General features: G+C 63.3%; 21 protein-coding genes and 1 other RNA gene. 11 read left to right on the top strand and 11 right to left on the bottom strand.

Going from position 1 to position 22771, the window contains the following annotated elements; translation table 11 throughout:
- Positions 1 to 106 precede the first annotated feature (106 nt).
- Positions 107 to 203: signal recognition particle sRNA small type (gene ffs, locus ACT2BZ_RS11045), an RNA gene on the bottom strand.
- A gap of 137 nt (positions 204 to 340) precedes the next feature.
- Between ffs and ACT2BZ_RS11040 the strand changes: the two genes are divergently transcribed.
- Genes ACT2BZ_RS11040 through ACT2BZ_RS11030 form a run of 3 tightly spaced genes read left to right on the top strand, consistent with a single transcriptional unit; the run spans position 341 to position 2051 of the window.
- Positions 341 to 760, top strand: coding sequence for an HIT domain-containing protein (locus ACT2BZ_RS11040; RefSeq protein ID WP_457941022.1), 420 nt, complete (start codon positions 341 to 343; stop codon positions 758 to 760).
- Positions 761 to 796: 36 nt separating this feature from the next.
- Complete coding sequence (gene nudC, locus ACT2BZ_RS11035) at positions 797 to 1735, top strand: NAD(+) diphosphatase (protein WP_457941021.1); 939 nt, start codon at positions 797 to 799, stop codon at positions 1733 to 1735.
- 22 nt (positions 1736 to 1757) lie between these two features.
- Positions 1758 to 2051 (top strand): Dabb family protein, encoded by a 294-nt coding sequence (locus ACT2BZ_RS11030; protein WP_457941020.1) that lies wholly within the window; start codon positions 1758 to 1760, stop codon positions 2049 to 2051.
- Positions 2052 to 2064: 13 nt separating this feature from the next.
- Here the strand turns inward: ACT2BZ_RS11030 and ACT2BZ_RS11025 are convergent, their stop codons facing one another.
- Complete coding sequence (locus ACT2BZ_RS11025; RefSeq protein ID WP_457941019.1) at positions 2065 to 2931, bottom strand: prephenate dehydratase; 867 nt, start codon at positions 2929 to 2931, stop codon at positions 2065 to 2067.
- The gene (locus ACT2BZ_RS11020) at positions 2921 to 3673 is read right to left on the bottom strand and encodes a 3-deoxy-manno-octulosonate cytidylyltransferase (RefSeq protein ID WP_457941018.1); all 753 of its coding nucleotides are present in this window, start codon (positions 3671 to 3673) and stop codon (positions 2921 to 2923) included. The genes ACT2BZ_RS11025 and ACT2BZ_RS11020 overlap by 11 nt, the downstream gene beginning before the upstream one ends.
- A gap of 199 nt (positions 3674 to 3872) precedes the next feature.
- Between ACT2BZ_RS11020 and ACT2BZ_RS11015 the strand changes: the two genes are divergently transcribed.
- The 7 genes from ACT2BZ_RS11015 to ACT2BZ_RS10985 all read left to right on the top strand — a co-directional run bounded on the left by ACT2BZ_RS11015 (position 3873) and on the right by ACT2BZ_RS10985 (position 13437).
- Positions 3873 to 4598, top strand: a complete 726-nt coding sequence (locus ACT2BZ_RS11015; RefSeq protein ID WP_457941017.1) for a c-type cytochrome — start codon at positions 3873 to 3875, stop codon at positions 4596 to 4598.
- 182 nt (positions 4599 to 4780) lie between these two features.
- Positions 4781 to 6622, top strand: a complete 1842-nt coding sequence (locus ACT2BZ_RS11010; protein ID WP_457941275.1) for an extracellular solute-binding protein — start codon at positions 4781 to 4783, stop codon at positions 6620 to 6622.
- Positions 6622 to 8496, top strand: coding sequence for an extracellular solute-binding protein (locus tag ACT2BZ_RS11005; RefSeq protein ID WP_457941016.1), 1875 nt, complete (start codon positions 6622 to 6624; stop codon positions 8494 to 8496). Before ACT2BZ_RS11010 ends, ACT2BZ_RS11005 begins: the two co-directional genes overlap by 1 nt.
- 108 nt (positions 8497 to 8604) lie before the next feature.
- Entirely contained in the window at positions 8605 to 9702 is a 1098-nt protein-coding gene (locus ACT2BZ_RS11000; RefSeq protein WP_457941015.1) for a microcin C ABC transporter permease YejB, read from the top strand.
- On the top strand, positions 9702 to 10835 hold the full coding sequence (locus tag ACT2BZ_RS10995; RefSeq protein WP_457941014.1) for an ABC transporter permease: 1134 nt from the start codon (positions 9702 to 9704) through the stop codon (positions 10833 to 10835). Before ACT2BZ_RS11000 ends, ACT2BZ_RS10995 begins: the two co-directional genes overlap by 1 nt.
- Positions 10832 to 12463: an ABC transporter ATP-binding protein gene (locus ACT2BZ_RS10990; protein WP_457941013.1), complete on the top strand. Its 1632-nt coding sequence runs from the start codon at positions 10832 to 10834 to the stop codon at positions 12461 to 12463. The genes ACT2BZ_RS10995 and ACT2BZ_RS10990 overlap by 4 nt, the downstream gene beginning before the upstream one ends.
- Positions 12464 to 12486: 23 nt before the next feature.
- Positions 12487 to 13437 carry a 2-hydroxyacid dehydrogenase gene (locus tag ACT2BZ_RS10985; protein ID WP_457941012.1) on the top strand — a complete coding sequence of 317 codons (951 nt, stop codon included), beginning with the start codon at positions 12487 to 12489 and terminating at the stop codon, positions 13435 to 13437.
- A gap of 1 nt (position 13438) precedes the next feature.
- Here the strand turns inward: ACT2BZ_RS10985 and ACT2BZ_RS10980 are convergent, their stop codons facing one another.
- From ACT2BZ_RS10980 to ACT2BZ_RS10970, 3 genes are all read right to left on the bottom strand, one after another.
- The gene (locus ACT2BZ_RS10980) at positions 13439 to 14290 is read right to left on the bottom strand and encodes a C40 family peptidase (RefSeq protein WP_457941011.1); all 852 of its coding nucleotides are present in this window, start codon (positions 14288 to 14290) and stop codon (positions 13439 to 13441) included.
- Positions 14287 to 14637: a MarR family transcriptional regulator gene (locus tag ACT2BZ_RS10975; RefSeq protein ID WP_457941010.1), complete on the bottom strand. Its 351-nt coding sequence runs from the start codon at positions 14635 to 14637 to the stop codon at positions 14287 to 14289. The genes ACT2BZ_RS10980 and ACT2BZ_RS10975 overlap by 4 nt, the downstream gene beginning before the upstream one ends.
- A gap of 62 nt (positions 14638 to 14699) precedes the next feature.
- Positions 14700 to 16070, bottom strand: a complete 1371-nt coding sequence (locus ACT2BZ_RS10970) for a leucyl aminopeptidase family protein (RefSeq protein WP_457941009.1) — start codon at positions 16068 to 16070, stop codon at positions 14700 to 14702.
- A gap of 118 nt (positions 16071 to 16188) precedes the next feature.
- Here ACT2BZ_RS10970 and ACT2BZ_RS10965 point away from each other — a divergent pair, with 118 nt between their 5' ends.
- A complete protein-coding gene (locus tag ACT2BZ_RS10965) occupies positions 16189 to 17004 on the top strand; it encodes a tetratricopeptide repeat protein (protein WP_457941008.1) in 816 nt (271 codons plus the stop codon).
- 89 nt (positions 17005 to 17093) lie between these two features.
- Here the strand turns inward: ACT2BZ_RS10965 and ACT2BZ_RS10960 are convergent, their stop codons facing one another.
- The 5 genes from ACT2BZ_RS10960 to ACT2BZ_RS10940 are packed head-to-tail and all read right to left on the bottom strand — an operon-like array spanning position 17094 to position 22768.
- The gene (locus ACT2BZ_RS10960; RefSeq protein ID WP_457941007.1) at positions 17094 to 18113 is read right to left on the bottom strand and encodes a type II secretion system F family protein; all 1020 of its coding nucleotides are present in this window, start codon (positions 18111 to 18113) and stop codon (positions 17094 to 17096) included.
- A gap of 12 nt (positions 18114 to 18125) precedes the next feature.
- Complete coding sequence (locus ACT2BZ_RS10955) at positions 18126 to 19139, bottom strand: type II secretion system F family protein (RefSeq protein WP_457941006.1); 1014 nt, start codon at positions 19137 to 19139, stop codon at positions 18126 to 18128.
- Positions 19140 to 19169: 30 nt separating this feature from the next.
- Positions 19170 to 20705: a CpaF family protein gene (locus ACT2BZ_RS10950; RefSeq protein ID WP_457941005.1), complete on the bottom strand. Its 1536-nt coding sequence runs from the start codon at positions 20703 to 20705 to the stop codon at positions 19170 to 19172.
- Positions 20706 to 20734: 29 nt separating this feature from the next.
- Complete coding sequence (locus ACT2BZ_RS10945; RefSeq protein ID WP_457941004.1) at positions 20735 to 22015, bottom strand: AAA family ATPase; 1281 nt, start codon at positions 22013 to 22015, stop codon at positions 20735 to 20737.
- 27 nt (positions 22016 to 22042) lie between these two features.
- On the bottom strand, positions 22043 to 22768 hold the full coding sequence (locus ACT2BZ_RS10940; protein ID WP_457941003.1) for a CpaD family pilus assembly protein: 726 nt from the start codon (positions 22766 to 22768) through the stop codon (positions 22043 to 22045).
- Positions 22769 to 22771 lie beyond the last annotated feature (3 nt).

The raw sequence follows: 22771 nt of genomic DNA, 5'->3' as shown, positions 1-22771 counted from the left end.
CGTTTCCCGTATTCCAGTGGCAGGCCGATTCCCCCGCCAGACCTTCGCCTGCACGGCATCGCGCCGTCAATGATGCGGCGGTCGATGCTGACATATCATGGGTTAGGTGGGAGGCTGGAACAATGACCCGTTCCGTGCTCGTTAGGGCTGCTTCCTTCCGGACCTGACCCGGTTGGCGAGTGGCTCGTCCACCACCAACCTCCCACTGTCCATATCGGCAATTTGGCCGGCGATTGCAAGAGCGGGATTGAAGACCGCGACAAGGCGGGCGCACGCCGTTCACGATTCGCTTGCAGCGAAAGGGCGGTCGCTCTAGCCTTCAGAAAAGGAGGGAACGCAGATGAAGCCGGGCGGCAAGGCCGGATTTTCGCTGGACGGCCGGCTGGAGGCCGACAGCGAGCAACTGATGTGGCTCGGCCTTTGCGAACTGCGTGTCATGAACGACCGGCGCTGGCCCTGGCTGCTCCTCGTACCGCAAAGGTCCGGCATCGAGGAAATCCACGACATGACGCCGCTCGACCAGGCCATGCTGACCTTCGAGACCAACATGGTCGCACAGGCGCTGAAGACCGTCACCGGCTGCACCAAGATCAACTCGGCGGCGCTCGGCAACATTGTGCGGCAGTTGCACGTCCATGTCGTTGCCCGTTCCGAAGGCGATCCGGGATGGCCCGGTCCGGTCTGGGGCCACGGCTCGCGCGAGCCTTACAAGCGTTCCGACATTCACCTGTTTGCTCAAAAGATAAAGGCGGCGCTATAACCCCGGCGACTTCTCCCTAATCGCCGAGTCTCCTGCATGAGCTTCCGTCTATTCGATGCGCCAGCGACAGAGCCCAGCCAGACAATGGGCTTTGCCGGAAACATCCTCGACCGCCAGTCGGAAAACCGCAGCGACGACGCCGCGCTGCGCGCCCTGGACGATCCAGGTGCGCGTCTCTTCCTGATGGGCGGCGGCCGCGCGCTGCTGAAGCTCGCAGGCGAAGCCTTCGACGGGCAGTTCACGCGAGCGGAGGCGCAATCCTTCCAGGCGCTGGAAGACCAGGCGATCCTGCTTGGTTTCTCGCCGCAGGGCCCGATGCTGGCAGCGCCGGTTTCTCTCGATCCTGAAACGCTGCCGGAGACGATCAAGGCCGTCGACTACCGGTCGATCAACATGCAGGGGCTGCTCGACCCCGCCTCGCTGGGCGCGCTGGCGCAGGGTGCGGGCCTGCTTGCCTGGCATGCGAACCACCGTTTCTGCGGCCGCTGCGGCCAGCCGACGGAGATGCGCGCAGGCGGATACAAGCGTGTCTGCATGTCTTGCGGCGCGGAACACTTCCCGCGCACCGACCCGGTCGCCATCATGCTGACCGTGGCGCGGGACAAGTGCATCCTTGGACGCAGCAAGCATTTCGCGCCCGGCATGTACTCCGCGCTGGCCGGCTTCATCGAGCCGGGCGAAACGATCGAGAACGCGGTACGCCGCGAGACCCTGGAGGAAGCCGGGATCAGGCTCGGCCGCGTCGTCTACCACGCCAGCCAGCCCTGGCCGTTTCCCTATTCGCTGATGATCGGCTGCTACGGCGAAGCGCTCAACGAGGATATCGACGCCGACCTCGAGGAACTGGAAGACTGCCGCTGGTTTTCGCGCGAGGAGGTTCTGACCATGCTCGCCAGGACCCATCCCACTCATTTCGTGCCGCCGAAGGGCGCCATCGCCTACCATCTCATCCGTGACTGGGCCGAGAGCGCCTGAACTCTGACAAGGGGACCGACAAATGATCCGCCACACCGTCACGTTTCGCCTGAAGCATCGGCCCGGCTCGCCTGAGGAGGCCGTCTTCCTGGCCGACAGCTTGGCACTGGCGACCATTCCCGGCGTGAAGCATTTCGAGCAGTTGAAACAGATCAGCCCGAAGAACGATTTCCACTACGGCTTCTCGATGGAGTTCGACGACCAGGCTGCCTATGACGGCTACAACAACCATCCCTACCACGTCGCCTATGTGCGGGACCGCTGGCTTCCCGAAGTCGAGGCGTTTCTCGAGATTGACTACGTGCCGCTCGCCTGAGGATGAAGCCCGGTCAGTCGGCGACCTTCCACTCGTCGCGCGACTGGCTTGCAGGGTAGACGCCCAGAATCCTGACCTCGCGCGAGAAGAAGCGCAGTTCGTCTAGCGCCAGCTTGACCATGGGATCGTCCGGGTGGCCCTCGATGTCGGCGTAGAACAGTGTCGCCGTGAAAGCGCCGAGCTGATAGCTCTCGAGCTTCGTCATATTGACGCCGTTGGTGGCGAAACCGCCCATCGCCTTGTAGAGCGCGGCCGGCACGTTGCGGACGCGGAAGATGAAGGTCGTCATCATCCCGGCATCCGGCGACGGGCGCTCGGCCCATTGCTTGCTCTTGGTCAAAACGACGAAACGCGTCACGTTGGTATCCGTGTCCTCGACGTTCTCCTCCATGATGTCGAGCCCATAGAGGCTTGAGGCGAGACGCGGCGCGAGGGCGGCCATGGTGCGGTCTCCGATATCCCGCACAAGCCTGGCAGCACCCGCGGTGTCGCCGGCGATAACCGGCTTCCAGCCGTTCCTGCGAATGTACTTCCGGCACTGGCCTAGCGCGTGGATGTGGCTGTGGACGGTCTTGATCTCCTTGCGGGCCACGCCCGGCAGCGCCATCAGCTGGAAATGGATCGGCAGGAAGTACTCGCCGATGATGTGCAGTTTCGATTCAGGCAGCAGATGGTGGATGTCGGCGACACGGCCCGCGATCGTGTTTTCGATCGGGATCATGGCCAGATCCGCCTTGCCGGTCTCGACCGCATTGAAGGCGTCCTCGAATGTCGGGCACGGCAGCGGCTCCATTCCCGGAAACATGTCGCGGCAGGCAGTATCCGAATTTGCCCCCGGCTCTCCCTGGAAGGAAATCCTGTTGGTCTTTTCAGCGGGCATGGTCGGAGCCTCTTCGGTCTGCAAGAATTTCTCTGGCGCGCTCAAGGTCCTCGGGCGTGTCGACGCCCAGCGGAACCGACTGCACGATCTCGGCGTCGATGCGCATACCGGCTTCCAGCGCGCGCAACTGCTCAAGCCGTTCACGCCTCTCGAGCGGCGATGGCGGCAGCGACACGAAACGCTGCAGCGCTGCGCGACGATAGGCGTAGAGCCCGATGTGATGGTAGAGAGGGCCGTCTCCCCAGGGGGCCGTGGCGCGTGTGAAGTAGAGCGCGCGCAGGCGCGACGACGACACCGGCGAACCGACGAGCTTGACCACGTTAGGGTTGGTTTTTTCAGCCTCGCGCGAAATCTCGACACACAGCGTGGCGATATCGACGGCCGGATCCTCGAATGGCGCGAGGACCGCGCGGATCGATTCCGGCTCGATCGTCGGCAGGTCGCCCTGTACGTTGACCACCGTTTCGATGCCGCCGTCCGGGTCCAGCGCCTGCAGCGCCTCGAAGATCCTGTCCGATCCCGACTGGTGATCCTCTCTCGTCATCGCAGCCTCGAAACCGTGTGCGCGGACAGCATCGGCTACAGCCTCACTGTCGGTGGCCACGATCACGCGACCGAGCCCGCTCTCAGCCGAACGCTCGGCGACATGGACGATCATGGGGCGCCCGGCAATGTCGGCCAAAGGCTTGCCGGGAAGCCGCATCGAGGCCATCCGGGCCGGGATAATGACAAGTGCAGGCATGGGAACCGATGCGGTCTGGACGGGGTTGCCAAAAGTGGCAAAAGGTCTCACTGGAACCGCCCTTATAGGTGTTGCAACGACCAAGCAAAAGACCTAGTTTCCGGCCAAATCGACCGGCCCGGCCGGAGAGAAATATCATATCATCCACCGCGCAGAAGGAAGCTTCCGCCGGTGTGCCGGCCAAGGGAGCCTCGGGCGAATGGACTCTTTCGAATTCAACAAGCTGATCGGCGCGCTTCTGGGCGTCGTGTTCATCGTCTTCTCGGTCAGCATCATCTCGGATTCGATTTTCGCCTCCCCGGTGCCCGAGAAGGAAGGTTTCCTCATCGAAGCGACCGAACCCGAAGCGGGCGGCGCTGAAGAGGCCGCGCCGGAAGTCTCGATCGCTGAACTGCTCGCAACGGCCGACCCGGCCGCCGGCGAGACGGTCTTCAAGAAATGCGCCGCGTGCCACACGGTCGAGAATGGCGGCCCCAACAAGGTTGGCCCCAACCTCTGGAGCACCGTCGACCGGCCGATCGCCTCGCATGAAGGCTTCTCCTATTCGTCGGCCATGAAGGCCTTCGCCGAGGGCGGCAAGGTCTGGAGCTACGACAACCTGAACCACTTCCTGACCTCGCCCAAGGGCTTCATCAAGGGCACGGCGATGGGCTTCGCCGGCGTCAAGAAGGACGGCGAGCGCGCAAATCTCATCGCGTATCTGCGCACGCTTTCCGATAGCCCCGTCCCGTTGCCGGAGGCGGCGGCCCCCGCTGCCGAGAATGCATCGGCTCCCGCCGATGCGGCAGCACCGGCTGAAGCCGAGGCGGCACCGGCAGAGGCAGCACCAGCTGAGGCGGCACCTGCAGAGGCAGCACCCGCGGATGCGGCGCCTGCCGAGGCTCCTGCCGAAGAAGCGCCATCCGAGGCCGCTCCGGCGCAATGACAAAATTGTAACCTCAAAAATCACGAAAAAGCCGGGTTCTGCCCGGCTTTTTTGCTATTAGGGTCCGAGCGTACGGGCAATTCGGCCTCGACTACGAACAGGTGGCGCCCGGCTGCGGCCGGGCCTGGAACGATTGGGAAAGGCTTACCGTGATTGCAAGAAGCTTGCTGCTCGCCGGATGGATGTCCGCATCGCTTGTCGCCGGCAGTCTGCCGGCCCAGTCCGAGGAGTGGCTGACGACCTCGTCGCTGATGGACAAGTCGAAATATGGCGACGACTTCAAGCACTACGACTACGTCAATCCCGATGCGCCCAAGGGCGGCACGCTCAACAGCACCGCAGCTGGCAGTTTCGACAGCTTCAATCCGTACATCGTGCAGGGATCGCCCGCCGCAGGCTTCACGCCATTCGGCGGCGGCCTGCTCTATGACACGCTGATGGAGCAGGCGACCGATGAGCCGAGCACCAGCCACGCGCTGCTCGCTGACGCCTACAAGCATCCGGACGATTTTTCATCTGCCACCTACCGGCTCGACCCGCGGGCGAAATGGCATGATGGCCAGCCAATCACCGTCGAGGACGTCGTGTGGACCTTCGACGTGCTGAAAAAGAACAGCCCGCTCTATAACAAATACTATGCCAACGTGACCGAGGCCGTTGCGGTGTCCGATCGCGAGGTCGAGTTCCGCTTCGACCAGAAGGGCAATCGCGAACTGCCGCAGATCCTCGGCGACATGCCGGTGCTGCCCAAGCATTGGTGGGAAGGCACCGACGCCTCCGGCAAGACGCGCGACATTACGCGCCAGACACTGGAGCCGCCGCTCGGGTCGGGCGCCTACAAGGTCAAGGGCTTCAAGGCCGGCCAGGAAATCGTCTGGGAGCGTGTCGAGGACTATTGGGGCGCGGATCTTCCCGTAAAGGTCGGCCGCGAAAACTTCGACATCCGGCGGTATTCATATTTCCGCGACGACAATGCCGCATGGCAAGCCTTCACCAAGGGCGGCTTCGACGACATCAGACGCGAGAACCGATCCCAGCGCTGGGCCATCGGCTACGACTTCCCGGCCTTCAAGGCAGGCGACGTCATCAAGGCCGAGTTCGACACGACCTCCGGCGAACCGATGCAGGGCTTCGTTCTCAACATTCGCCGGCCGCAGTTCCAGGACCGGCGCGTCCGCCAGGCTCTTACCTATGCCTTCGATTTCGAGAGCATGAACCGCACGCTCTTCTATGATTCCTACGCTCGCACGGACTCCTATTTCGAAGGCGGCGAGTTGGCCTCAAGCGGTCTGCCGACCGGCAAGGAACTGGCCATTCTCGAGCCGTTCCGCGACCAGTTGCCACCGGAGGTCTTTACCGAGGAGTTCAAGCTCCCCGTCTATGACACCCCGCAATCGACGCGCGACAATCTGCGACGCGCCGTGCAGCTCTTCAAGGAGGCCGGTTGGGCCAGCAAGGGCGGCAAGCTGATCAATGAGGAGACCGGCGAGCAGTTCAGAATAGAGTTCCTTGGCAACGATCCAAGCGACGAGCGGGTGACCGCTCCCTTCATGGACAATCTGCGAAAGCTTGGAATCGACACTACGCTGCGCATCGTCGACACCAGCCAGTACGTGAACCGCTACGAGAACTTCGACTATGACGCGGTGACGGCGGTGCTGGCCCAGTCACTGTCGCCCGGCAACGAGCAGCGCGACTTCTTCTCGTCGTCGGCCGCCGATACGCCCGGTTCGCGCAACAAGTCAGGCATCAAGAACCCGGTGGTCGATGCCCTGGTCGACAAGGTGATCTTCGCCACCGACCGGGAAGACCTGCTTGCCGCCACGCATGCGCTGGATCGAGTCCTCCTCTGGGAGTTCTATGTCGTTCCGCAGTGGCATCTGGCGAAGGTCTGGATCGCCTACTGGAACAAGTTCGGGATGCCCGACAAGCAGCCCGGCTACATCGGCGTGGATATCGAGTCCTGGTGGGTCGATCCCGAGAAGGAAGCTATTCTGTCTTCCAAGTACAAGTCTGCCAATTGATGGCTGCGCGCGGGCTTTCCCGGCGGGATTTTCTTGCGTTAGCCGGCGGCGCACTTACCGCAGGCACGCTGCCCGGACAGGCCTTCGCCGCCACGCCGACCGGGACGAGGCTGCACGGGCTCTCCGCCTTTGGCGACCTGAAATACCCGAAGGGGTTCGAGCGCCTCGATTACGTCAATCCCGGCGCGCCCAAGGGCGGCACCTTCAACTTCCAGCCGCCAAACTGGCTCTACAACCAGAACACCCAGACCTTCAACACGCTGAACTCCTTCGTGCCGACAGGCGATGCGCCCCCGCGGATGGAACTGTGCTTCGATTCGCTGATGACGCCGGTACTCGACGAGCCCGATGCGTTCTACGGGCTGATCGCTGAATCCGTGGTGCTGTCGGCCGACCGCAACAGCTTCGATTTCGCGCTGCGACCGGAGGCCCGTTTTCACGACGGAACGCCGCTGACGGCGGACGATGTCGCCTTCACCTTCAACCTCCTCAAGTCCGACGGTCATCCGAACCTACTATTGCCGCTTACCGAAATGGTATCGGCCGAGGCGCCCGATCCGCAGACATTCCGCCTGACCTTCTCCGGCAGACAGTCGGCGCGCACGGTTCAGGACGTCATTATCTTTCCGATCGTGTCGAAACACTACTTCACCGAAAACCCGTTTGGCAGCGCCGGGCTGGAGGCACCGCTCGGCTCGGGGCCCTACCGCGTCGGCCGTATCTCCGCCGGCCGCAGCATAGAGTTCGATCGCGTCGAGGACTACTGGGCGCGCGACCTGCCGATCAATCGCGGCCTCTACAATTTCGACCGCATCCGCATCGAGTTCTACCGCGAGCGCCAGGCCGCCTTCGAAGCCTTCAAGAAGGGTGACATCCATTTCCGCCAGGAGTTCACCTCGCGCACATGGGCGACCGACTACGACTTCCCGGCGCTCACAGCAGGCAAGGTCGTCAAGCGCGAGTTCCCCGGCGAGCATCGACCTTCCATGCAAGCGGTCGCGGTCAACCAGCGCCGCGACCGCTTCCGCGATGCTCGCGTGCGCCAGGCGATCGGCATGTGCTTCGACTTCGAGTGGACCAACCGCAATCTGTTCTACGATGCCTATACGCGCTCGCAGTCTTGCTTCGAACGCTCGGACTACAAGGCCGTCGGCCTACCCTCGCCGGAAGAACTCGCACTGCTCGAGCCGCTCCGCGGCAAGATCCCCGACGAGGCGTTCGGCGAGGCCGTCATCCAGGTTGTGACGGATGGGTCCGGGCGCGACCGCAAGGTGCTCGGGGCCGCTTCGAAGCTGCTCGACCAGGCTGGCTGGAAGCGCTCCGGCGCGTTCCGTGTCAACGATCGAAACGAGCGCCTCACCGTCGAGATCCTCATCGATCAGGAGACTTTCGCGCGCGTTTTCGGACCATGGACCGAGATCATGAAATCGATCGGCATCGACGCGTCGATCCGCCTGGTTGATGCCGCACAACACCAGGCGCGGCAGGCAAGCTTCGACTTCGACCTCATCTCGATGGCCCTGTCCTTCAGCGCCACCCCGACGCGCGACGAGATCGACGGACTATTCCATTCACGCGCGGCTAGCCTGCCGGGTTCGCGCAATTTCCCGGGCACAGCGGACCCGTCCGTCGACGCGCTCATCGACGCCGTCGGCGCTGCCGGCGACCGGCAGGGCCTGATCACCGCCATGCGTGCGCTGGACCGGGTCTTGCGCGCGCGGCGAGACTGGATTCCAAATTGGTACTCGGCGAATCACCGGGTCGCCTTCTGGGACATGTTCGGATACCAGGAGCCCAAACCGGACTACGGTTTTCCGGTGGAGGAGATGTGGTGGTTCGACAAGGAAAAGGCGGCGGCAATTGGCAAGGGCTAGCACCCGATCCTGGCAACGGACCGGAATCAATGGACCTGAAGGCGTGAGCACGCGGCGCCGGTCCTGCCGGGGCGCGCTCCTGCGGCCGGTACGGGAGGGCGAACGCTGATGGGCGCCTATATTCTCCGACGCGTGCTGCTGATGATCCCGACCCTGCTCGGCATCATGGCCATCTCCTTCGCCGTCATCCAGTTCGCGCCCGGCGGACCTGTCGAACAGGTCATCGCCAAACTGACCGGCCAGGGCAGCGACCGCCTGAGCAGCGGTGGCGGCGACGGTGCCGCAGGTGGCGGCGAGTTCGGTCAGGGCGGCGAGGGATCGTCGAAATACCGGGGCGCGCAGGGGCTCGACGCCGAATTCATCGCCAAGCTCGAAAAGCAGTTCGGCTTCGACAAGCCCCCGCTTGAGCGCTTCGGACTGATGTTGTGGAACTATGCGCGGTTCGACTTCGGCGACAGTTATTTCCGCGACATCTCGGTGCTCGACCTGATCCTCGAGAAGATGCCCGTCTCGATTTCGATCGGCCTGTGGATCACCCTCCTGTCCTACCTAATCTCCATCCCACTCGGCATCCGCAAGGCAGTGAAGGACGGGTCGGCCTTCGACGTCTGGACAAGCGGCATCGTCATCATCGGCTACGCCATTCCGGGCTTCCTCTTCGCCATCATGCTGATGGTGTTCTTCGCCGGCGGATCGTTCTTCGACTGGTTTCCGCTGCGCGGCCTGACCTCGGAGAACTTCGACCAGCTGTCGCTGGGCGGCAAGATTCTCGACTATTTCTGGCACCTGGCGCTGCCGCTGACAGCCATGGTTCTCTCGGCTTTCGCCACCACCACGCTGCTGACCAAGAACTCCTTCCTCGACGAAATCCGCAAGCAGTATGTCGTGACGGCGCGCGCCAAGGGCCTGTCGGAGCGACAGGTGCTTTACGGCCACGTTTTCCGAAATGCGATGCTGATCGTCATCGCCGGCTTTCCCGGCGCCTTCATCTCCGCCTTCTTCACCGGATCGCTGCTAATCGAGAACATTTTTTCGCTCGACGGGCTCGGCCTTCTCGGCTTCCGTTCGGTGCTCGACCGCGATTATCCCGTGGTCTTCGCCAACCTCTACATCTTCTCGCTGCTCGGGTTGTTCGTCAGCCTGATCTCGGATCTCACCTACACCTGGATCGACCCGCGCATCGACTTCGACCGGAGGGATGTCTGATGTCGCTGGCCGATACCGTGCCAGCCGTCCGGAAGCGACCATGGCTCTCACCGCTCAACCAGCGGCGCTGGCAGAGCTTCAAGGCCAACCGCCGCGGCTACTGGTCGCTGTGGATATTCCTCGCGCTGTTCGGATTGTCGCTGATCGCCGAGGTGATCGCCAATGACCGGCCGATCCTCGCCTATTACAACGGCGAGTTGCTGGTGCCCTTTGCCGTGGACTACCCGGAAGAGAAGTTCGGCGGCTTCCTCGCCGTCACCGATTACCGCGACCCGGTGATCTCCGAGGAAATCGAGGCCAATGGCTGGATACTCTGGCCCCCGGTGCGCTACTCCTACCGGACCGTCAACAACGACATTCCGCAGGCAGCCCCCGCGAAACCCTCCTGGCTCTACGACAAGGAAACACGCTGCCAGCGCTATCCGCTCGGGGTCGACGATCCGAACTGCAATCTCGGCAACTGGAACTGGCTCGGCACCGACGACCAGGCGCGCGACGTGCTCGCCCGCGTCATCTATGGCTTCCGCATCTCGGTCCTGTTCGGCCTGATCCTGACGCTCGGATCGGCCGTCATCGGCGTATCGGCAGGCGCCGTTCAGGGCTATTTCGGCGGCATGGTCGACCTGCTGTTCCAGCGCTTCATCGAAATCTGGACGGCAATTCCTCTGCTCTACCTCCTGCTCATCGTGGCGGCCGTTCTGCCGCCCGGCTTCTTCATCCTTCTCGGGCTGATGCTGCTGTTTTCCTGGGTCGCCTTCGTCGGTGTCGTCAGGGCCGAGTTCCTGCGCGCCCGCAATTTCGAATACGTCAACGCGGCCCGCGCGCTCGGCGTCTCGAACCGGACGATCATGTTCCGCCACCTGCTGCCCAACGCCATGGTGGCGACGCTGACCTTCCTGCCCTTCATCCTGAACGGTTCGATCACCACCCTGACCTCGCTCGATTTCCTCGGCTTCGGCCTGCCGCCGGGCTCCGCCTCGCTCGGCGAGCTGCTGCGGCAGGGGCAGAGCAACCTCAACGCGCCCTGGCTCGGCCTGTCCGGTTTCGTCGTCATCTCGCTGATGCTGTCGCTGCTGATCTTCATCGGCGAAGCAACGCGCGATGCCTTCGACCCGAGGAAGACATTCAAGTGAGCGATACGCCTCTCCTTTCGGTCAGGGACCTTTCCGTGGCCTTCACCCAGGGCGGCAAGTCGTCCACCGCCGTCGACCGCGTCTCGTTCGACATAGGCCGGGGCGAGACCGTGGCGCTGGTAGGCGAGTCCGGCTCGGGAAAGTCCGTCACGGCGCTCTCGGTGCTGAAGCTTCTCCCCTACCCGTCGGCCAGCCATCCCTCAGGGCAGGTCTTGTTCAAGGGCGAGGACCTGCTTTCCCAAGGGGAGAACGAACTCAGGAAGGTGCGCGGCAACAAGGTCACGATGATCTTCCAGGAGCCGATGACCTCGCTCAACCCGCTGCACACGATCGAGCAGCAGATCGTCGAGGTGCTGTCCCTGCACCAGGGCATGCGCGACCAGCAGGCCCGCAAGCGGACGATCGAACTGTTCCACGAGGTCGGCATCCGCGATCCGGAGCGGCGGCTCGGCGCCTATCCGCATCAGCTATCAGGTGGTCAGCGGCAGCGCGTGATGATCGCCATGGCGCTTGCCAATGAGCCGGAACTGCTGATCGCCGACGAGCCGACGACGGCGCTCGACGTTACCGTGCAGGCGCAAATCCTAGAGCTGCTGGCCGACCTTAAGGCACGGCTGGGCATGTCGATGCTGTTCATCACCCACGACCTCGGCATCGTGCGCAAGATCGCCGACCGGGTCTGCGTCATGACGCATGGCAAGATCGTCGAGATGGGTCCGACGGAGGAGATCTTCTCCAATCCGCAGCACGAATACACCCGCCACCTGCTGGCAGCCGAGCCGAAGGGCCGGCCGCCGGCAGCCGACGCCTCGGCCAGGACCGTCATGTCGGGCGAGGACATCAAGGTCTGGTTCCCGATCAAGCAGGGCTTCTTCCGCAAGACGGTCGACCATGTGAAGGCGGTCGACGGGGTCGACGTGACTGTCCGCGCAGGGCAGACGCTCGGCGTCGTCGGCGAATCCGGGTCGGGCAAGACCACGCTGGGGCTGGCGCTTGCCCGCATGATCTCGTCGCAGGGAAAGATCCATTTCAACGGTCGCGATATCGACGCGCTCTCCTTCAGCGACATGCGGCCGCTGCGGCGCGAGTTGCAGATCGTCTTCCAGGACCCCTACGGCTCGCTCAGCCCGCGCATGTCGGTATCGGAGATCATCGAGGAGGGCCTCGCCATCCACGAGCCGGCATTGTCGGTCGAGGAGCGGGACCGCCGGGTGGTCGATGTGCTGAACGAGGTCGGCCTCGACCCGGAAACCCGCTTTCGCTACCCGCACGAGTTCTCGGGCGGCCAGCGCCAGCGTATCGCGATTGCTCGGGCGATGGTGTTGAAGCCCAAATTCGTCATGCTGGACGAGCCCACATCGGCGCTCGATATGAGCGTCCAGGCACAGGTCGTCGACCTGTTGCGCAGCCTCCAGGCCAGGCACGAACTGGCCTATCTGTTCATCAGCCATGACCTGAAGGTCGTCAGGGCGCTCGCCAACGACGTCATCGTCATGCGCAACGGCAAGATCGTCGAAGCGGGCCCGGCCGAACAGATTTTCGAAAGGCCGCAATCCGACTATACCAGAGCACTGATCTCGGCAGCCTTCAGGATCGAGACCGCGGCGACAGGCGTCGTCAGCGAGTAGTGCCGGAAACATCAGAGGAACCGATGCCTGAGAAAGAACAAGGTCGAATTCTGCTCTCCGTGACCGGGTTCAGTCCGCGATTGTGGCTCGAACTCCTGTCGAAGTCCCGCGAGGTCGTGCTTGAACCGGACGGGCCGAACGATCCTTCGATCACCTACGCGGTGGTGTGGAAGCAGCGGCCGAACCTGCTGGCCGGCCTGCCGAACCTCAGGGCAATCTTCTCCATCGGCGCCGGCGTCGACCACATCTTCAATGACCCGGGCGTGCCCGACGTGCCGATCGTGCGCGTCGTCGCCGATAACCTGACGCAGTACATGACCGAGTATGTGCTCTGGCGCGTCCTCGACCATCACCGGCAGGGCATGCTGTTCAGGGCGCAGCAGAAGCGCAAGATCTGGCGTGAGCCCGCCCAACGGCCTGCAAGCGACATCTCGGTCGGTATCATGGGTCTCGGGCAACTCGGACGCGCCGCGGCACATACGCTTCTTTCCGCCGGTTTCCGGGTCAACGGCTGGAGCCGCCGGGAGCAGACAATGACCGACGTTGCCACCTTCTGCGGCGATGACGGGCTGATCCCCTTCCTCAATGCCACCGACATTCTGGTTGTGCTGCTGCCGCTGACGCCGCAGACCACGGGCATCATCAACTACGAACTGCTAAGGGAACTGCGCAAGCGCAACGGCCTCGGCGGCGCGGTGCTGATCAATGCCGGGCGCGGCAGGCTGCAGAAGGACGCCGACATCCTGCGGGCGCTCGAGGACGGAACCCTGAAGGAGGCCAGCCTCGACGTGTTCGAAGTCGAGCCACTGCCCCGTACCAGCCCGCTGTGGAACCATCCCGCCGTATTCGTCACGCCGCATGCAGCCGCCACATCAGACCCGGTTCACCTCGTCGAGCCGATGCTCGAGCAGATGGCCGCGTTCGAACGCGGCGAGCCCTTGCAATACGTGGTCGACCGCGGGGCCGGATACTAGTTCAGGGGCGACGGTAGCCAGTCGGCGTGCCGTAGAGGTAGCCGATCCGGTCGACCGCGTCGGCCAGCCGCTCGCGGGAAACCATCATCGTGTGGCCATTGGCGTGGAGGATCGTCTCGGGGTCGGTCATGATGGCGACATGGCCCTTCCAGAAAACCAGGTCGCCGCGGCGCAATTGTCCGCCCGGCTCAATCGGCTCGCCGACCGTTTCGGCCTGCATGTCGGAATCGCGCAGGGCCTTGCGGCCTGCCATCCGCATCGACAACTGGACGAGACCCGAACAGTCGATGCCGAAACCCGTGCAGCCGCCCCAGAGGTAAGGCGTCAACGCCAGCATCTCGGCCACCGCGACGAAATCGTCGTCATCATGGCCTCTTGGGACCAGATGTTCGGCGATGATCGCCTCGCCCGAGGCCAGCACCGCATAGCGCGTGCCGCGGGTCTCCGCTGAGCCGGTCACCGCAACCGACGCGCCCATGGACAGGCTGGCGCGGTGCGGCAGCTTCAGGTCAGGGCCGGAATAGATGAAGGTTCGCGGGACGCGGACAACATGCGTCGCCGGCGCGCCGACATTGCCGATTGAGCCTGCTTCGACATAGCCTACATAGCCGTCGAAGCCGCCCTGCACCCAGGTCCATCCGCCGGTCTCCTCGAAGACTATGACGTTTTCCCCGAGTTGCAGCTGCGTGCTCAGTTCCGCGTCCGCCGACGGCTCCTTCAGGACATTGGCGACAGGCACGGAGATGCGGGCCGGCCGGCCGGCGACGAACCGATCAGACGAGACCTGGCCGCGCAGTCTCTCGTCTGCGAGATCCGGCCTGATGGCATGAAGACGCTTGTCGTGGGCAGTCAAATCGGTAACTCCAGAGCCTGCGCAATAATAACATCGCCGAAGCGCTCGACATAGAGGGCACCTTCGACGGTCCGCTTGACCAGGACGTTGCGCCGGTCGCGCTCGTCGCGGTGCCGCGACACCAGCTTGAGGCGGCCCATCGTGTCTAGCGCGCGCGTGATTACCGGCTTTGTCACCTGCAACCGCGCAGCCAGGCCCCGCACCGTATGCGGCGGCCTCTCGAGATAGATCGTCAGCAGGATCGCCATCTGGCGCATGGTCAGGTCAGGCGCGTCGTCGCGCACCTCCGATAGGGTTACCTGCTGCCACAGTTGAAGGGCCTGGCTCGGGCGCAATGAGATCGACATCGCGGCAGAATGCGGCAAAATTGTTTCGCTTCCGTTTCATTGTTAGCCTGCTCAGCGTCAACTCAGCCGAAGCGGCGCGAAATCACCCGTTCGAGCGCCCTGATGCCCTGCGCCTCGCCTCCAGCCGGTCCATGCGGCCGGTCGGACGGGCTCCAGGCGAAGATGTCGAAATGCGCCCAGGCGCCAGCCTTCTCGACGAACCTCTTCAGGAACAGCGCCGCTGTGAGCGAGCCCGCAAAGCCGTCGGGGGTGACGTTGTTGAGATCGGCGATCTTGGAAGCCAGCTTCTTGTCGTAGGGCTGCCAGAGGGGCATACGCCACAGAGGATCCGCGATCTCCGACGCCGCTGACGACACCTCCGCCGCGAGGTCGTCGTCGCCGGTATAGAAAGGCGGCAGGTCCGGGCCGAGTGCGACCCGGGCGGCACCAGTCAGCGTCGCCATGTCGATCAGAAGGTCCGGCACCTCTTCGTCCGCCAATGCCAGCGCGTCGGCGAGCACAAGGCGTCCCTCTGCGTCCGTGTTGCCAATCTCGACTGTCAGCCCCTTGCGGCTTGTCAGCACGTCGCCCGGCCTGAAGGCATTTCCGGCGATCGCATTTTCGACCGCCGGTATCAGCACGCGAAGCCTGACCTTCATTCCGGCCGACATGATCATCGAGGCGAGGCCAAGCACGTTGGCAGCGCCGCCCATGTCCTTCTTCATCAGCAGCATGCCGCTCGCCGGCTTGATGTCGAGGCCGCCTGTGTCGAAGCAGACCCCCTTGCCGACCAGCGTGACCTTCGGCGCATCCCTTCTTCCCCAGATCATGTCGATCAGGCGCGGCGCCTTGTCGGAAGCGCGCCCGACGGCATGGATCATCGGAAAATTCCTGGCGATCAGGTCGTCGCCGGCAATCACGGACACCTTGGCCTTGTGCGCCTTTGCAAGGCGCCGGACTGCCAGTTCGAGCTCGTCGGGGCCCATGTCGTTGGTCGGCGTGTTGACCAGGTCGCGGGCGAGGAAAACGCCTTCGGCGATGCGACCGACCCACTTGGCGTCGGTGCCGGCGGGCGAAGCCAAACGGATCCTGGCGCCCGGCTTCTTGCCGTAGCGGGTGAACTGGTAGCCGCCGAGAATCATTCCCAATGCCGACAAGTCAGGGGCGTCCAAATCTCCGGCAAGATGCCAGTCTCCTTCCGTCAATGACTTCGCGAGGAAACCAGAATCCAGCGAGAGGCGGTCGGCTCCGTCACCTACGCCGAACAGGGCAGAGGTCACCGACCCGTCGGCGCCGGGAACCAGAAGCGTGCGACCGGCCTCGCCTGAAAAGCCGTTTGCCCTCGCCCACGCGACATCGGCCGCAGCCAGACCAGCGCTGTCCAGGCCGCCCTTGGCTATGACATGGATGGGGCGAGACGATTTAAGTTTCTTTTCGACGAGTTCGACAGGCATTCCGCATTGTTCCCGATAGCTGCGAGGAGGCGTTCCTTAACCATCCGTTAGGGTTAACAGAATATTTCTTCACAGAACCTAAACGCGGCCGTGCACGTAAAATGGAGCGCCTGCCAAGATGTTGACCAACCGCACGATGAACGCAACGGGAAAAAGGCTTCTCCTTGCTGCAACGGCGCTCGCGGTCGTCGCAAACCTGTCCGGCTGCGGCACCAGCAAGATGACGACGGGATCTATTTCCCGCCAATCCGGCAAAGCCGTCAACGACATGTCGTCTGGCGAACTGCGCGATGCTGGCGCGGCGCTCGGCAAGTCCTACACCAAGAACCCCGACGACAAGGCCACGGCGATGCGATACTCGACCGTGCTGCAGATGAACGGAAAGACGGAGCAGTCTCTGGCTGTGATGCGCAAGCTTGCCATCGCCCATCCGACCGATCGTGAGGTGCTTGCAGCCTACGGCAAGTCCCTGGCGGGGGCCGGCGAATTGCAGCCCGCTCTCGACGCGGTGCGCAGGGCGCAGACCCCCGAATATCCAGACTGGAAGCTGCTGTCGGCCGAAGCCGCCATCCTCGATCAGCTGGGCCAGGCCGGCGAGGCACGCAACCTTTACCGGCGGGCGCTCGACCTCAAGCCGAACGAGCCTTCGGTGCTCTCCAATCTCGGCATGTCTTACGTGCTCGAGGGCGATCTCAAGACCGCCGAGATGCATATGCGAAAGGCTTCCGAGCAAGCGGGCGCCGACAGCCGCGTCAGGCAGAACCTCGCCCTCGTCGTCGGCCTGCAGGGCCGCTTCGAGGAGGCCGAGAAGATCGCCAGCCACGAGCTTTCGCCGGACCAGGCCGAAGCGAATGTCAGCTACCTGCGCTCCATGCTGGCTCAGCAGAATGCCTGGAACCAGCTCAAGGACGAAGACAAGCCCAACACCAACTGAGCATCGGCTCCGGGCAACAGCAAAGAAGAAGGGGCCGGTCGATCGACCGGCCCCTTCTTCTTTGACTGGTTGTGCCCGACGGTGCGGCGCTATTCCTGCATCGTCTTTTCGCCGTCACCGAAGATGCCACCCTGCTGGCTGACCTGGATGCCGGCGGGCCCGAGAATGATGGCAAACAGCACGGGCAGGAAGAACAGGATCATCGGCACTGTGAGCTTCGGCGGCAGTGCGGCCGCCTTCTTCTCCGCGGCGTTCATGCGCATGTCGCGGCTTTCGTTGGCCAGCACGCGCAGGGCATGGGCCACCGGCGTACCGTAGCGTTCGGCCTGGACCAGTGCCTGCGCAACCGACTTCACCGACTCCAGACCCGTGCGGCTCGACAAATTGTCATAGGCCTGCTTGCGCTCGGGCAGGTAGGAAAGCTCGGCATTGGTCAGGATCAGTTCCTCGGCCAGTGCTACCGACTGGCCACCGATCTCGTCGGCAACCCGCTTGATGGCGGCTTCGATCGACATGCCCGATTCGACGCAGATCAGCATCAGGTCGAGCGCATCGGGCCAGGCCATCTGGATCGAGTGCTTGCGCTTGGTGGCGCGGTTGTTGACGTAGAGAACCGGCGTGTAGAAGCCGGCATAGGCAACGACGACGCAGACGAATACCTTGACGAAGGTCGGCTGCTCGGGAAGACCGCCGAGAAGAAAGGTGTAGGCCGCTGCGCCCGCAAAGAAGACAAAAGGCAGCACGAGGCGGAAGAAGAGGAACTTGGTCAGCGGATTCTGGCCGCGAAAGCCTGCCACCTTGAGCTTCGCCACCGTGGTTTCATCGACGAGTGCGCGCCGCAGGTCGAGCCTGTCGACGATGGCGCGCATGCCCACCGACTGTTCCTCCCGAAGGCCTTTGCGGCGCCGGTCGGCCTCGACGGCCAGCCTGGCGCGCTGCTTGGCGCGGAGTTCGTCGCGCTCGAGCGCGACGGACTTCATCCGGTTCTTCAAGGTGTTGCCGCTCAACGCCGGCATCAACGTGAAGATCGTGGCGAAGACCGCGATACCGACCAGCAACGCGATCAGGAATGCGGGATCCGTGATTGCCTTGACGACTTGTGCGGTCATTGTGCTGCGTTCCTAGACATCGAAATTCATCATCTTGCGCATCACGAAAATGCCGATCGACATCCAGATGCCCGAGATACCGAGAATGAGGTGGCCGGTGCTCGTGGTGAAGAGCGGCATGATGTAGTTCGGGCTGGACAGGTAGACCAGGAATCCGACGAGGAAAGGCAGCGCGCCGATAATGACGGCGGACGCCTTGGCTTCCATGGAAAGGGCCTGGACCTTGGCCTTCATCTTCTTGCGGTCGCGAAGCACGCGCGAGAGGTTGCCCAGCGCCTCGGAGAGATTGCCGCCCGCCTGCTGCTGGATCTGGATGACGATGCCGAAGAAGCCGGCTTCCGGACACGGCATGGTTTCCTGCATGCGGATGGCGGCATCCGGGATCGACAGGCCAATCTGCTGCGATTCCACGATGCGACGGAACTCCGTCTTCACCGGTTCAGGCGACTCGCTGGCAATAAGTCTGATGCCGTCGTTGAGCGGAAGGCCGGATTTCACGGCGCGCACGATGATATCGAGCGAATTGGGGAACTCGTTGAGGAACGCCTTCACCCGCATGCCGCGCCTCATTGAGACGAACCAGCGCGGCAGGCCGAAGGCGCCTGCCAGCAATGCGCCCGGCAAGGTGAGCAGCGGGGCCTGGAGCACGTAGGCTCCGGCCGTGATCAGCAGACCACAAAGCAGGGAATAGATATAGAAGCGTTCGATCGAAACCTTCATGCCGGCCTGGCGCAACTGCACCTTCAGGGGTGGCTTGCGGATGTTCTTGTCTGACGCCATCTGCTTGGCATCGAGATCCTTGAGCGAATCCTGCACGGACTTGCGGCGCTTGGCCGCTTCGGCGGCGCGGTCGCGCGTGGCCATCACGACCGAGCGATCGGTTTCGGCCTTCTTCACGGTCTCGAGCCGGCGGCCAGCCGTGTTCTCGCTCTCTATCCTCTTGAAAAGGAAGGCATAGGCCACCGCCCCCGCGCTGCAACCGGCAAGGGCGATGAACGCCAGTATCGTGGTGTCAATTCCGAACATCGGGAGCTAGCGCCTTCCTGGTTCGCCCATTCAATCCGACCGCTGCTCCATCGCCTCGAGGGCCGCGGCAAGCCGCTGTTCCTCGCCGTAGTAGCGTGCGCGGTCCCAGAAATGCGGACGGCCAATGCCCGTCGAGACATGCTCGCCGACCAGTTTGCCGCTCGCATCCTCGCCCTTGATATTATAGAGGACGAGGTCTTGCGTGATGATGACGTCGCCTTCCATGCCGATCACCTCTGTGATGTGGGTGATGCGGCGCGAACCGTCACGCAGACGGGCAGCCTGGATGATGATGTCGACCGATCCGACGACGATCTCGCGAACCGTCTTCTGGGGCAGAGAGTAGCCGCCCATCGCGATCATTGATTCAATACGGTTCAGGCACTCGCGCGGGCTGTTCGAGTGGATCGTGCCCATCGAACCGTCATGGCCCGTGTTCATGGCCTGCAGAAGATCGAACACTTCCGGTCCGCGCACCTCGCCGACGATGATCCGCTCCGGACGCATGCGCAGGCAGTTCTTGACCAGGTCACGCATCGTGACCTCACCCTCGCCCTCCAGGTTGGCCGGGCGGGTTTCGAGGCGCACGACATGCGGCTGCTGCAGCTGCAACTCTGCCGAGTCTTCGCAGGTGATGACGCGCTCTTCGCGGTCGATGTAGTTGGTCAAGCAGTTCAGAAGCGTTGTCTTGCCCGAGCCGGTACCGCCGGAGATGACAATGTTGCAGCGGACGCGGCCGATAATCTTCAAGACTTCGGCGCCCTGCGGCGATATCGCTCCGAACTTGACCAGCTGGTCGAGTGTCAGCTTGTCCTTCTTGAACTTACGAATGGTGAGCGTGGCGCCGTCGATCGACAGTGGAGGCGCGATGACGTTGACGCGCGAGCCGTCGGGCAGGCGCGCGTCGCAGATCGGGCTGGATTCGTCGACGCGACGGCCGACCTGACTGACGATGCGCTGACAGATGTTCAGCAATTGCTGATTGTCGCGGAAACGGATGCCGGTCTGTTCGACCTTGCCGTTGACCTCGATGTAGACGTTCTTGGAGCCGTTCACCATGATGTCGGCGATGTCGTCGCGCGCCAGAAGCGGCTCGAGCGGCCCGTAACCCAGGACGTCGTTGCAGATGTCCTCGAGCAGTTCTTCCTGCTCGGAGATCGTCATCGCGAAGTTCTTGATCGCGATGATATCGTTGACGATGTCGCGGATTTCCTCGCGCGCGCTGTCGGGATCCAGCTTGGCGAGCTGCGAAAGATCGATCGTGTCGATCAGCGCCGAGAATACCTGGCTCTTGGTGTCGTAGTAGCTGTCGCTACGCTCGCGCTGCAGCTTGCGCGGCTCGGTAGCGATAGGCGGCGCCTCGACCACCTTTCGCGCCGGCGCGGCCGGCGGAGGCGGTGGCGTGGCGGCTGCCGTCCTTGGCGGAGCAGTGACTGTGTCGACGTCGGCCGCGCCAGCGTGGGCCGGCGCAGGCGTTGCTGGCTTCTCGCTGACCTCGGGTGTGGCGGCTGGACGGAATTCGGGCGTCGCCCGCGAACCGTCGTCTTTGCCTCTCTTACCAAACATGATCGCTTACCAATTCAGCTGTCGGACAATCAGTTCTTTTTCAACTTCAGCTTGCCGAGAATATCGCCCAAGCCGGCCTTCTTCTTCGCCTTGATCTCGCTGCGGCCGGTCAGGATGTGGGCCATCTCGTTGATGGTGTGAACCACCGAGTGGGCGGCATCCATCTCGCCGAGCATGCGTCCGTTGTTGGTGGCGTTGCCGAACAGCGCGGGATCGAAGGGGATCATCGCCATCGGTGTGATACCGAGCGGCTCGGAGAAATCACTCGAGGCGATCTCGGGCCGCTTCGGCACGCCCGTCTGGTTGATGATCAGCTTGGGCGGCGCGTCGTTGGGGCGCAGCCGCTTCAGCATGTCGACCAGGTTCTTCGTGTTGCGCAGATTTGCCAGCTCCGGCGTTGCTGTAATGACGATCTCGTCGGCCTTCATCAGCGTCGCCTTGGTCCAACCGGTCCAGATGTGCGGCACATCGAGAACCAGCAGCGGCGCGCTGCGCTGCGCCGTATCGATGATCTGCGTAAAGGCGTCGGCGTCAAAGTCATAGACGCGCTCCAGCGTCGAGGGTGCGGACAGGAGCGAAAGGTGCTCGGAGCACTGCGCCAGTAGCCGGTCGAGATAGACCTCGTCGATCCGCTCGGGGGAGAATACCGCTTCGGCGATACCCTGGGCAGGGTCCTGGTCGAAGTTGATGTTGGCCGTGCCGAAGGCGAGATCGAGGTCGGCGACTACCACCTCTGAGTTGAAGAGCGTCGACATCGCCCAGGCAACATTGTGCGCGATCGTCGAGGAGCCGACGCCGCCCTTGGCGCCGACGAAGGCGATGGAACGCCCGATCGGATCTGCATCCGGATCGACGAAGATGGTCGAGATGACGCTGACCACGTCGGCCATCGAGATGGGTGCGACGACATATTCGGAAATGCCCGAGCGGATCAGTTCGCGGTAGAGACCGACATCGTTGTAATGACCAATGACCACGACCTTGGTGCTCGGGTCGCAATACTCGGCGAGCTGGCCAAGCTGCTCAAGCAGCTGGCGCGGCTCGCTGCGCGATTCGAGGACGATAAGGTTTGGCGTCGGCGCGGACTGGTAGAACTCGATCGCAGTCGCGACGCCACCCATGTGAACCTTCAGGTGAGCCTTCGACATGCGGCGGTCCTCGCCGGCCCGTTCGATCGGCTGGGCGACTCCGTCCGTTTCGCAGAAGGCCTGGACGGAGATGCGCGGGACAGGCCGCAGCGCCTGCATGGCTGCGACTTCCTGTTCTGCCGGTTCGCCGTCAACTGGACTGTCATATGCCAGATTGGTCATGTTGCCTTACCCCAAATTTAGCCCGTGTCAGTAGCCGATACTCGGCTCGAAACCTGCCGGCGCATCGCGGTAGTCGCCGATCACAGCATCGCGATTGTCGGCGTCGATTGGCGTCTGCTTACGCGGTCCGAGAAGATCCTCGGGATTGGCGACCTGCGCCGCGAGGTTGTTCTGGGTCGGGCAGCCGAAATTCGCGTAGTGCTTGTTATCGCTGGTCTCGAGGATGTCCTTCGGCCAACGTCCGCATTTGTTGGTCTGCGAGCGCATCGATGCAAAGGAAACCCGTACGGGCGCTGACACTTCTTCCGGTCCCGCCTGATACGAAGCGTACATGATCCGGCTCGTCGGCACGCCGCTCGCTCCGGCGACGCTGGCGAAATCATGCGCGACATCGGCAGCCGCCACGGCGTTCGGCGAACCCATCGGCGAAATGATATTGAGCACCGGCGCCGCCGTCCGGTCGTAGCCGACCAGGAATCCCTCGAGCGAGTCCTTCTGCTGCCGCGATGCGCCGCGCTGCGACGCCGCCACCGGCAAATCAAGCGTCTGCTGCTGCTCGGCGATAACGATCGGATGGTTGGTCCGATAATCGTCAGGCACGGCTCCGACGGTGATCGAATCCCGCTTCTGCATGGCGCAGCCGGCGAGCAAGGCAACCGTGGCGATAGCCAGGATCGGCATGGCAGGCCGGAAGATCCGCCCGGCGCGAGCCGGTGCGGCGACTGACCTCAATTTGAACGCTGCATCAGACATGGC

The organism is Mesorhizobium sp. 10J20-29 (assembly GCF_054130485.1).
The sequence above is the reverse complement of the archived record's forward strand: the minus strand, read 5'-3'. Positions and strand labels throughout refer to the sequence as shown.